The 11,004-nt window shown below is 72.2% G+C and carries 11 protein-coding genes and 3 tRNA genes; 3 read left to right on the top strand and 11 right to left on the bottom strand.

What is annotated here, in order from left to right; all coding sequences use genetic code 11:
* Positions 1–22 precede the first annotated feature (22 nt).
* The 4 genes from DLJ58_RS32995 to DLJ58_RS32980 form a co-directional block, all read right to left on the bottom strand.
* Positions 23–95 (bottom strand) — tRNA-Glu (locus tag DLJ58_RS32995).
* A gap of 172 nt (positions 96–267) precedes the next feature.
* Positions 268–340 (bottom strand) — tRNA-Glu (locus DLJ58_RS32990).
* A 134-nt stretch (positions 341–474) separates the two neighbouring features.
* Positions 475–546: transfer RNA gene (locus DLJ58_RS32985), tRNA-Gln, on the bottom strand.
* A gap of 108 nt (positions 547–654) precedes the next feature.
* Positions 655–1,458, bottom strand: coding sequence for a fumarylacetoacetate hydrolase family protein (locus tag DLJ58_RS32980; RefSeq protein ID WP_091393135.1), 804 nt, complete (start codon positions 1,456–1,458; stop codon positions 655–657).
* A gap of 174 nt (positions 1,459–1,632) precedes the next feature.
* On the opposite strand from DLJ58_RS32980, the gene DLJ58_RS32975 reads away from it, so the two are divergent.
* The gene (locus tag DLJ58_RS32975; protein WP_124862862.1) at positions 1,633–3,096 is read left to right on the top strand and encodes a hypothetical protein; all 1,464 of its coding nucleotides are present in this window, start codon (positions 1,633–1,635) and stop codon (positions 3,094–3,096) included.
* Positions 3,097–3,130: 34 nt separating this feature from the next.
* Positions 3,131–3,997, top strand: a complete 867-nt coding sequence (locus DLJ58_RS32970) for a 3-methyladenine DNA glycosylase (RefSeq protein ID WP_124862859.1) — start codon at positions 3,131–3,133, stop codon at positions 3,995–3,997.
* Positions 3,998–4,010: 13 nt separating this feature from the next.
* On the opposite strand, the gene arfB is transcribed toward DLJ58_RS32970, so the two are convergent.
* The 7 genes from arfB to DLJ58_RS32935 all read right to left on the bottom strand — a co-directional run bounded on the left by arfB (position 4,011) and on the right by DLJ58_RS32935 (position 9,704).
* Positions 4,011–4,436 carry an alternative ribosome rescue aminoacyl-tRNA hydrolase ArfB gene (gene arfB / locus DLJ58_RS32965; RefSeq protein ID WP_124862856.1) on the bottom strand — a complete coding sequence of 142 codons (426 nt, stop codon included), beginning with the start codon at positions 4,434–4,436 and terminating at the stop codon, positions 4,011–4,013.
* Between the two features lie 34 nt (positions 4,437–4,470).
* Positions 4,471–4,767, bottom strand: coding sequence for a hypothetical protein (locus tag DLJ58_RS32960; protein WP_124862854.1), 297 nt, complete (start codon positions 4,765–4,767; stop codon positions 4,471–4,473).
* Positions 4,768–4,865: 98 nt separating this feature from the next.
* Positions 4,866–5,720, bottom strand: a complete 855-nt coding sequence (locus tag DLJ58_RS32955; protein ID WP_124862852.1) for a S1C family serine protease — start codon at positions 5,718–5,720, stop codon at positions 4,866–4,868.
* 38 nt (positions 5,721–5,758) lie between these two features.
* Positions 5,759–6,718 carry a VWA domain-containing protein gene (locus DLJ58_RS32950; protein ID WP_124862849.1) on the bottom strand — a complete coding sequence of 320 codons (960 nt, stop codon included), beginning with the start codon at positions 6,716–6,718 and terminating at the stop codon, positions 5,759–5,761.
* Positions 6,715–7,728: a DUF58 domain-containing protein gene (locus DLJ58_RS32945; protein WP_124862846.1), complete on the bottom strand. Its 1,014-nt coding sequence runs from the start codon at positions 7,726–7,728 to the stop codon at positions 6,715–6,717. The genes DLJ58_RS32950 and DLJ58_RS32945 overlap by 4 nt, the downstream gene beginning before the upstream one ends.
* Positions 7,725–8,774, bottom strand: coding sequence for an AAA family ATPase (locus tag DLJ58_RS32940; protein WP_124862842.1), 1,050 nt, complete (start codon positions 8,772–8,774; stop codon positions 7,725–7,727). The genes DLJ58_RS32945 and DLJ58_RS32940 overlap by 4 nt, the downstream gene beginning before the upstream one ends.
* A 423-nt stretch (positions 8,775–9,197) precedes the next feature.
* On the bottom strand, positions 9,198–9,704 hold the full coding sequence (locus DLJ58_RS32935) for a hypothetical protein (protein WP_124862839.1): 507 nt from the start codon (positions 9,702–9,704) through the stop codon (positions 9,198–9,200).
* Positions 9,705–10,089: 385 nt separating this feature from the next.
* Here DLJ58_RS32935 and DLJ58_RS32930 point away from each other — a divergent pair.
* Positions 10,090–11,004 (top strand): endonuclease/exonuclease/phosphatase family protein (locus DLJ58_RS32930; RefSeq protein WP_244219232.1); only part of this gene is annotated, 915 nt, incomplete at its 3' end.

Raw genomic sequence — 11,004 nt, 5'->3', positions numbered from 1 at the left:
GGGCGAGATGAGCCTTTGGTTGTAGCCCCGACCGGATTCGAACCGGCGCTACCGCCTTGAGAGGGCGGCGTCCTGGGCCGCTAGACGACGGGGCCAGAACTTTTCCGTTCACCACCCTCGCGGGCGGTGCGAATGTAGTCTAGCGGCACCGTACCCGGGCATGAGCGCGGGGTGCGCTGTCACCCGAGGGCCCGGCGGGGGCCGGACCGGGCCGGCGGCGGACACGAAACAGCCCGCCTCACGAGGTGAGACGGGCTGCGCACGCTGTAGCCCCGACCGGATTCGAACCGGCGCTACCGCCTTGAGAGGGCGGCGTCCTGGGCCGCTAGACGACGGGGCCAGAACAACTTTTGCTCCCCCACCTTAGCGGTGGAGGAGCTGCACTCTACCGAAGACCACCCTCCGCCCCCGAAGGGGCGGAGTCGAACTCCGTCAGAATCCAGCGTCTGGAAACTCTCGCGAATTCCAGCAGCGCTGGGGTACCAGGACTCGAACCTAGACTAACTGAACCAGAATCAGTCGGGCTGCCAATTACCCCATACCCCATTGGCCCCTTGCGGCGCCGGGAGTGAACTTTACCCTCCCGGTGCCGGCAGGCCAAATCCGATCCCCCCGAACCACCCGTGAGCTGCGGAAACAGGGGCATCGGACGGATCAGGCGACGGGCACCACCGGGTTGGTGAGCTCGCCGATGCCGTCGATCCGCACGGTGACCGTATCCCCCTCGACAAGCGGGCTAACCCCGGCTGGAGTGCCGGTGAGAACGACGTCGCCGGGCAGCAGAGTCATCACGTGCGAGATGTACGACACCAGGCCCGGCACGTCGAAGACCATGTCCTTCGTCCGGCCGAGTTGGCGTACCTCCATCTCCTCCGGGTTGCGACCCACCTCACACCGGATCTCCAGATCGGAGACGTCCAGTCCGGTGGTGATCCACGGGCCGATCGGGCAGAACGAGTCGAAGCCCTTGGCCCGGGTCCACTGCCCGTCCGAACGCTGGAGGTCCCGAGCGGTGACGTCGTTGGCGCAGGTGTAGCCGAAGATGGCGCGTTCGGCGGCGGCGCGGTCGGCACGGCGCGCACCCGGCGCCCCGATCACGACCGCCAGCTCCGCCTCGTGCTCGACCTGCTTGGAGAAGATCGGCAGCCGGATGGCGTCCCGGGGGCCGATCACCGAGGTGGACGGCTTGAGGAAGAGCAGCGGCTCCTTGGGCACCTCGTTGCCCAGCTCGGCGGCGTGGTCGGCGTAGTTGCGGCCGACACAGACGACCTTGCTGGGCAGGATCGGCGAGAGCAGCCGGACGTCGGAGAGGGCCCAGCGGGCCCCACTGAAGGAGAGATTGCCGAACGGGTGGCCCTCGATCTCGGCGATGGTCAGGCCCTGCGGCCCGGCCTCCGCTTCGCCTTCGACGGCACCGAACGACATTCCCTTGGCATGGGCGAAACGAGCGATACGCACCCGGCCAATCTAGCGCCGCAGGTGCCCCAACCGGCCAGGACCGGCCGTCGGGTGTGCTCAACCCGTCAGCGCGCGGCACCTTACCGGAGCTGGAGGTGACCGGGGCGGACTTCTCGACTTCGTACCCGCACGGAGGCGGCCCGCCCCTAGCGTCGGCTCCGGAGGTTCGTTCGTATGCCTGCATCGACACGACACCACAGAGCCCTCGCAGTGTTCGTGCACTGCCTCGGCATCCTCGCCGCCGTGCCGGCCCTGCCGACGGCGGCTCCGGAGGCGGCGGCCGCGCCACGACCACCGGCCGCCACGCCACAACCAACCGCGGCCGCGCCACGGCCACCGGCCGAAAAGCCACAACCAACCGCGGCCGCGCCACGACCACCGGCTGCCACACCAGCACCAGCGGCAACCCGGCCGCCGGTGGCGATGGTCGCGCGGGTGACGGAGCCCACCCCGCCCTCGGCGCCACCGGCGATGGCACCGCCGACCCGGGCACCGGCGTCGGCGCCTCCGCAACAGGTCACGGTGGCGGTCGCGACGGAGAGCAGCCCGGCACCGAGGTACCGGATCCAGGTGCGCAACGTGAGCAACTCGCCGCTGGAGACCACAGTGCGTCAGGAGCTGCCGCCCGGTGCGTCGACGACCGCGATCAGCGGTGGTGGCCGGTCCACCCCGGCCGGCGGATCGGCCACCGAGGTGACCTGGCGGTTGCGGCTGCCCGCGCACAGCACCACCACCCTGGGCACCGCGCTCGCGGCGACCGCGCCGGGCAAGCCGCTGACCGCGCCGACCTGCGCGTTCACCAGTGACGGCAGCCGGCCGTACGACTGCGCCACGGCCACCTGGCAGGCGGCAGCGGCACCGGCGGCCGAGGTGACCGAGGCGCCGCCGTGGCGCCGCTACCCGGTGCTGCTCGGCGGACTGGCGGTCCTGCTGCTGATCAGCGCCGCCCTGGTGTGGGTGTGGCGACGTCGGCGCGGGCGTCGGGTGACGGCTGCCGCGCTCTCCACCGGCGGCGGCCCCGAGGGTGGCCGCGGGACGGTCTATCCCCGCCCGGCAGCGCCGAGTCCGGTGCGGCGTCGGCGTACCCCGCCGGTCTGGATGTTGGTGGGCGCCGCCGTCGTGGTGCTGGCCGGTGTGGTCGGCACCGCGGGTTGGACGGCGACCCGGCAGGTCGCGGCGATCGACACGGAGAAGCAGCCGACCAGCGGCGCGTGGGTGGGCACCGGGGTCACCGGGTCGCTGGGCGTGCCGCTGCGCGAGTCGGCGTTCGAGTTCACCGTGTACCGGATGACCTGCGGCGCGCCCGGCACCGCCGGGAAAACCGACGGCGGCGGTGCCGCACCGGCCAACGGGCGACGCTGCGAGGCCACCGTCGGTGTGCGCAACGTCACCGGAGACCACCAGCCGTGGCACAGCGAGCTGCAACGGGCGTACCTGCCCGGCGGGCGCTGGGTGAGCGCCGACGAGTCGGCCACCCGGACGGCGAACCTGGGTCGGGACGTCTTCGCCGACCCGATGGCGGCGGGCACCCGGATGGTGCTCCCGCTGGTCTTCACCGTCGACGGGCGGGACCCGCCCCAGCAGCTGGAGCTGCGCAGCGGGGTGTTCTCCGCCGGAGTCCGGGTGCAGATGCCCTGATCGGTGTGCGGGCGGCGGTCGTACCCTGGGGTGCGTGACCGCCGCCCTCGCCCCCGCCGTGCTCGACGCGACGCAGTGGCAGGCCCGCCGACGGGCCCACGAGGAGCGGGTGGACGTCTGGCTGACCCCGCACCTGGCCCGGCGACGACGCGGTGAGCGGCATCCGGTGGCCGACTTCCTGTTCACCTACTACTCGCACCGCCCGGCCCAGCTGCGGCGCTGGCATCCGGGGCCCGGGGTCGAGCTACGCGACGCCGACCCGGCCGAGTTCGGCCGCGACTACCGCGCCGGGACCGCCGGGGTCACCCTCGACACCGAGGGGGTACGCGCCCGGCGCGCCGAATCGATCGCCTGGATCCGCTCCCTCCTGGCCGCGACGCGTGGACGTGCGGCGCACTTCGGCTGCTTCGGGATGCACGAGTGGGCGATGGTCTACCGGCAGACCCGGGAGGAGTTGCGGCACAACGCCTGGCCGCTGCGGCTCAGCGCGGAACGCACCGCCGAGGTCGTCGAGGAGCGTGGCGTGCGGTGCAGCCACTTCGACGCGTTCCGGTTCTTCACCCCGCCGGCCCGCCCGTTGAACCTGCTCACCCCGACCCGGGAGACGCAGCACGCGCACGAGCAGCCGGGCTGCCTGCACGCCAACATGGATCTGTACAAGTGGGCGTACAAGTTGTCGCCGTTGGTCTCCTCGGAGCTGGTGGCCGACGCGTTCGACCTGGCCCGGGACATCCGCACGCTGGACATGCGGGCCAGCCCGTACGACCTGGCGGCACTCGGCTACCCGCCGGTGCGCGTGGAGACCCCGGACGGCCGGGCGGAGTACGCGGCGGCCCAGCGCGGGTTCGCCGAGCGGGCCGCCGTGCTGCGCGACCGGCTGCTCGCCGCCGTGCCGGACTAGTCGCCGTCCTGGATCAGTCGTCGTCGGCGCGGCGGTCCCGCTTGCGCTGGGACTGGCGTTTCTTCTCGGCCAGCCGGCGTTCCTTGGCCCCGCGGGACGGGCGGGTCGCTCGGCGGGCCGGCGGCGGGGGCGCAGCGGCCTCCCGCAGCAGGGCGGTCATCCGTGCCCGGGCCGCCTCCCGGTTGGCCAGCTGGGCCCGGTGCTCGCTGGCGGCGATCGTCAGCACCCCGTCGACCAGGCGGTTGGCCAGCCGGGCCAGCGCCCGCGACCGCAGCCACTCGGGCACGGCCGGCGAGTTGGCCACGTCGTAGCTCAGCTCGACCCGGGAGTCAGCGGTGTTCACACCCTGCCCGCCCGGCCCGGACGAGCGGGAGAAGCGCTCCCGTAGCTCGCCGGCGGGGACGACCCACCGGTCGGTCACCCGCAGTCCGTCGTCCACACCCCGAGGCTAACCCGCGACGACCCCCCGGGGATCATCGGTGCGCAGGCTCACTCTGCGTCGGGGACTGGGTGGGCGCCGGCCCGGCGCTCTCCTCGTCGGAGCCGACGGCCGCGTACGCCACCGCGCCGAAGAGCAGCACCCCGATCACCGCGGCCTTCACGACGACGCCGCGGATCAGCGACCAGGCGCCCCGGCGGGCACCTGGCACCGATTTCTTGACGGTCTGGTAATCGGTCCACCCGCGTCGTGCCCGGGCGTACGCCGACCCCACTGCACATCCGATGACCAGGCCCACCAGCAGGAGGACCGTGAGAAGAGGACGCTCCACCTCCGCCAGTATCCATACCGAGCGTAATATTTCCATGGTCCGATGCCGTCGGGCCGGATATCTGACAGTGTTGGCCCCCGTCAGGGTGTCCGGGCAGCTCAGCCGCCCTTGCCGATGATCGTGTCGGCGGTCTGCTGCACCTGGTCGATCGGGATGGCGAACCCGATGCCGATCGAGCCGTTCCCGTCGATGGTGGCGATGGCGGTGTTCACCCCGACCACCTCCCCGCGCGCGTTGACCAGTGGCCCACCGGAGTTGCCGGGGTTGATGGACGCGTCGGTCTGCACCGCGCTGTGCCGGCTGTTGCCGAGCCGCACCTGCCGGTCGAGCGCGCTGACGATGCCCGCGGTGACCGTTCCGGCCAGACCGAGCGGCGACCCCACCGCGAGCACCGGCTCACCGACCCGGGTCGCGCCGGGCTTGGCCAGGGGCAGCGGGGTGAGACCGGCCGATGCCGGCACCTTCAGCACCGCCAGGTCGCTGCGCGGCTCCCGTCCGACCACCTCGGCGGCGAACCGGCGGCCGTCGGGCAGCTCCACGGTCACCGGCCCGCCACCCCCCTTGGCCAGGATGTGGTCGTTGGTGATCAGGTGCTGCTGGTCGTCCACGGCGAAGCCGGAGCCGGTCGCGGACCCACTGGTCGCGCCGCCGGCCAGCACCGACACCACCCCGGGTACGGTCCGCTCGGCCGCGGTGACCAGCTCGGCCGGCACCGGGGCGGCGGACGCCGCAGCCGGGCCCCCAGCCCCGTCCCGGCTGGCCACCACGCCACCGGCGAGAGCACCGGAGACGGCCGAGACCGCCACCACGGCCAACACGGCGAGCAGCCGCCCAGGCCGTCGCCCGCCCGGGTCGCGCTCGGGCGCGTCCCACCACCCGCGCCCGTCCGGGTCGAGTTCCGGTGAGATGAACCAGGGACCGCGCGGTTCGCCCAGTCCGGTCTGCACTGCCATGCGTACTCCTCACGGTCGACGTCGGTTGTACGTGGCGGTCAGGGCAGCCGGGAGAACCAGCGCATCGAGCCGGCGGCGGCGCCCATCGCGAACACCAGTCCGAGGCCGATGAACCGGGCCGAGATGTCCTGCCGCTCGGTGCGGTAGCCGACCGAACTGCCGATGTCGTCGTAGACGGCCCGCAGCTCGTCGGTGGTGCTGGCCTCGTGGAACATGCCGCCGGTCTCCTCGGCGACCGCCTTGAGGGTTTGTCCGTCCACCGGCACCTGGATGGGCCGTCCACCTCGGTCGACGAACCCGGACGGGGTACCGAACGAGATCGAGTGCACCGGCACCTCCGCCTTCACCGCTTCCGCCGCCGCCTCCATCGGGTCCATCCCTGAGGTGTTGGCGCCGTCGGAGAGCAGGATGACCCGGGCGGGTGGGGTCTCCTTCGCGGCCTCGCTGTCCAGGCTCTTGACCGCGCCGAGTGAGGTGTTGATGGCCTCGCCGATCGCGGTGCCCTGGACACCGGTGATCCCTTCGGCGAGCCGGTCGATCCCCTCGTCGAGGGCGTCCCGGTCGGTGCTCGGGGGCACCAGCACGGCGGCACTGCCGGCGAACGCGACGAGACCCACGTTGAACTCGTCGGGCAGGCCCTCGACGAAGCGCCGGGCGGCCTCCTTCGCCGCGGCCAACCGGTCCGGTTCGACGTCGGTGGCGAGCATCGACGTGGAGACGTCCACCGCCACCATCACCGTGGCCCGTTCCCGGGGCACCCGAACCTCGGCGCTCGGTCGGGCGAAGCCGACCACGAGCAGCGCCAGCATGGCCAGGAAGAGCCCGGCCGGTACGTGCCGACGCCAGGCGGGCCGCTCCGGGGCCACCCGGTCCAGCAGCCGCAGGTTGGTGAAGCGGACCGCGTACCGGCTGCGTCGCCGCTGCATCACCAGGTACGCGACGACCAGGGCGAGCACGCCGAGCAGCAGCCAGAGCCGCAGCGGCGACTGCCAGATCACGCGGCACCTCCCCGGGGCCGGCCGACCGGTGCGGCGGCCAGCCGGCGCTGGGCGTGCACGTGCCGGACGATGTCCGCGCTCCAGTCGCCGTCGGTGCGCAGCGGCAGATGGGTGGCCCCGCTGCGGCGCAACGCCTGGTGGACCTGTTCGCGCTGGGCGGTGGCGGCCTCGGCGTACCGCTCGCGCAGCCCACGGTCCGATGTGCACACCTCGCGGTGTCGACCGGTCTCCGGGTCGACGAGCGTGATCAGGCCGACGTCCGGAAGTTCCAGTTCACGCGGGTCGGTCACCTCGATCGCCAGCACCTGGTGCCGGACGGCCAGCCGGCGCATGGTCCGCTCCCAGGGCGCTGTCCGGCCGGGGTCGTCGGGCAGGCCGTCGAGGAAGTCGGAGACCACCACGACCAGCCCACGCCGGTTGGCGATCCGGTGCAGCGCGTCGAGGCCGTCGGCGAGATCGGGCGGTCGGGCCGCCGGCCCGCGCCCCGCCCGGTCGGTGGGCGCGGTGGCCCGGGGGGCGGCGAGCAGCGCGCGGAGCAGGGAAAGCAGATGGGTACGTCCGCTGCGGGCCGGGAAGCGGCGTACCCCGTCGGCGCGCAGCACCTGGGCGCCGAGGCGGTTGCCGACGCCCGCGGTCAGGAAGCCGACCGCCGCGACGGCGGCCACCGCCAGTTCCCGTTTGTCCAGCTCGGCGGTGCCGAACTCCATGCTGGCGCTGCCGTCGACGAGCAGCCAGGTGGTCAGTTCCCGGTCGGCGTCGACCTGCCGGACGTGTGGCACGGCGGTCCGGGCGGTCACCGCCCAGTCCATCCGGCGGACCTCGTCCTCGCCCGGCCGGTATTCGCGACTGCCGGAGGGTTCACTGCCGGGACCGGGCAGCAGACCACGGTACTGGCCGTGCAGCAGGCCGTTCAGTCGGCGGGTGACGGTCAGCTCCAGGCGGCGCAGGCGCTGGTCCGGGGCCAGCTCGGCCAGGCCGGGGTCGGCGGGCGCGACGGTGGCGCGTCTCATGCCGCCGCCAGATCCGGTGTCTGCTGCGGGTGTCCGGTGGCCAGCCGGGGCGGCGGCACCGCCTCGACGAGCCGTCGCACCACGCTCTCGGCCGACACCCCGTCGGCCACCGCGTCGAAGGAGAGCACCAGCCGGTGGGCGAGGACGTCGACGGCAAGCTCTCGGACGTCCTCGGGCAGCACGTACTCCCGACCCCGCAGCAGGGCCTGCGCCCGGGCGGCCGCGACCAGGCCCAGGGTGGCCCGAGGGCTGGCCCCGTACGCCAACAGCGGGGCGATCTCGGGCAGCCCGAACCGGCCGGGGTCGCGGGTGGCGAGGATGAGCCGCACCACGTACTCGGCCAACGCGTGGTGGACGAAGACCCGCTCGGCGTGGATCTGAAGGTCCCGCAGCCGTTGCGCGTCGAGCACCTGGCGCGCGGTGGGCCGGTCGGTGCTCATCCGGTAGAGGATGGCCAGTTCGTCGGCGTCGCTGGGGTAGTCGACCACCACCTTCATCAGGAACCGGTCACGCTGTGCCTCCGGGAGCTGGTAGACCCCCTCGGACTCGATCGGGTTCTGGGTCGCCAGCACCAGAAACGGCTCCGGGACCGGCCAGCTGCGCCCGCCGATCGAGACCTGCCGTTCGGCCATCGCCTCCAGTAACGCCGACTGGACCTTGGCCGGAGCCCGGTTGATCTCGTCGGCCAGCACCAGGTTGGCCATGATCGGGCCCAGCTCGATGTCGAAGGTCTCCTTGGACGCCCGGTAGATCCGGGTGCCGACGATGTCGGATGGCACCAGGTCCGGGGTGAACTGGATCCGGGAGAAGGTGCCGCCGACCACTGTCGCGAGGGTCTGCGCGGCAAGTGTCTTGGCTACGCCGGGTACCCCCTCAAGGAGGCAGTGTCCGTTGGCGACCAGGGCGGTGAGCAGGCGTTCGACGAGGCGATCCTGCCCGACGATCACGCGTTTGACCTCGAAGAGGGTCTGTTCCAGCTCGATGCCGGTCGGCTCCGGATCGACCGGGCTGGGCATGCTGGCCAGGGTGTCCGAGATGTCCGTCACGGTGCTTGCTTCCCGGGCACACGCTCGACAAACGTGGGATTGTGCGGCCCGGACCGGCCCGGAGTGGCCGGAATGGGGATGATGCGCGCGGAAGGGTGACGACCATCGCGAGCCCGCCAAGGAGCGTTCAACCGGGCCGCGACCGGCCAGGAAGCGCCGATCGGCGCGAGCCGGGTCAAAGAACGCACAACCGTCAAGCGACCGGCCACGGAGAGTCCGACCGGCGAGCGGGTGACGGACACCTGCGTGATCCACTCGCGTTCACGGAAATCGGGGTATCCCGGATCGGCGGGCACGCCGACTTCATGCAACCCGAGTCGATCAATGCGCGGACCGGCTGGCCGAGGCGCAGCCGGCGAGTCCGCTGAGCGGACAGGGTCCGGCCCCCGTCGCAGTGAGCGACGGGGGCCGGGTGTCGGTCGATCAGGGGAGGTGGACGACCAGGTGGAAGCCCAGGTCGGTCGGGGTGCCGGCCGAGTTGCGGGTCTGCACGAAGACCCCGTTGGGCGTGCTGAGCCGGGGCGCGACCGAGATCTCGCCGGCCGGCGGGATGCAGCAGGCGTCAGCCCGGCCGACGGTGGCCACGATAACGCTCGACGTGACGACGTAACCGAACTGGACCTCGTACTGGCCGACACCGTACTTGATCACGGTGCCGGCACCGCGTGCCTTGGTGCCGTTGGAGTTGACGACGACGACGCTGGTGGTGGAGGCCAGCGTGGTGGCCGCGCCCGACTTCAGCGCGGCCTTCGCCATGCGCGCCGACTCGGCGGTGACCGGCGGCTGGGAGTTCGTGCGGGCCGCCGGTTGGACGGCCTCCTGCGGCGCCTTCGCCGACGGCTGGGCGAGAGCGATGCCCCCGCCGGCCAGGCTGAGCGCCAGGACGGCGAATGTGACCGCCGCCGCCTTACGTCGGAAGGATGTGCTCATGACAGGTCCCCCTTGTGTGACCGTGCGAATTCGGCCGACCCGCAGGGCGGGACGGATGACTGCCCATAAATAGGCGTACGACGACAGCGGGGCGGGGGAAGCTAATTCACTTACACCCGACGAGGTTGATTTCTCAACGATCTGCATCCCATCTGAGCTGCGCTTACTACTCAGAGTTGCGTCGTTTAAGCCAGATGGAACGTAGCACCGGAAAAAGCCGACAGTCAATAGTTGATCTCGGTTTTCCGGGGTGTCAACCAACCGTCAGATAATTGCGAAATGTGAACGCCTCACCATTCATGAAATGCGTTCGTCAGGCCCGACTACGATCATCGTCGTGATCATCGACGCGCTGCCCGCGCACCGAAGGGCTCGGCTCGGCACGGTGCTCTGCTGGCTTGCCGTCGTACCCACCGCTCTCTGGGCGGCAGTCCGACTGCTCGGCCTGGACCGGGGGCCGGTGGTGCAGGCGCTCGCCTTCACGCCGTACGTGGCGGGCGTCAGCGTGCTGGTCCTGGCCCTCGCGCTCGCCCTGCGGCGCTGGTGGCCGGCGGCGCTCGCGGCCCTGGCGGCGGTGGCGTTGCTCGGCACCGTCGCACCTCGGGCGCTGGCCGACCCGCAGCCGGCGGCGGCCGGGCCGACCGTGCGGCTGCTCACCGCCAATCTGCTCGCCGGCACCGGCGACGCGCGGACGCTGGTGGAACTGGTCCGGCGACACCAGATCGACGTGCTCACCGTGCAGGAGTTCACGCCAGACGCGCAGGGCGCCCTGGATCAACTCGGCCTGACCACGCTACTGCCGCACCGGCAGCTCAACCCGGAGATCGGCACCGCCGGCTCCGGGCTCTACTCACGGTGGCCGATCACCGACGTCGGCGTCCGGCGCAACCTCAACGGTTGGGGCTTCACCCAGGCGTACGCGACGGTCTCCGTCCCCGGCGGGCCTCCCGTCCGCGTCGAGTCGGCCCACCCCTCGGCGCCGTACGCGCTGGACCAGGTGGGCGCCTGGCGTGCCGACCTGACCGCCCAACCACCGGCCACCCCTGACGGTGGCCTGCGAATCCTCGCCGGAGACTTCAACGCGACCCTCGACCACAGTCCACTGCGGGCCCTGCTGCGCAGCGGTTACGTCGACGCCGCCGACGCCACCGGAGAGGGCCTGACCGGCACCTGGGGTCCGTACGACGGCGACCTCATCCCACCCGTCACCATCGACCACGTCCTGGTCGACCATCGGATAGCGGTCCGCTCGGTGCAGGTGTTCGCCCTGCCCGGCAGCGACCACCGCCCCGTCCAGGCC

The organism is Micromonospora arida, from assembly GCF_003857035.1.
Taxonomy (GTDB): domain Bacteria; phylum Actinomycetota; class Actinomycetes; order Mycobacteriales; family Micromonosporaceae; genus Micromonospora; species Micromonospora arida.
This window is presented reverse-complemented; position numbering and strand designations above follow the sequence as displayed.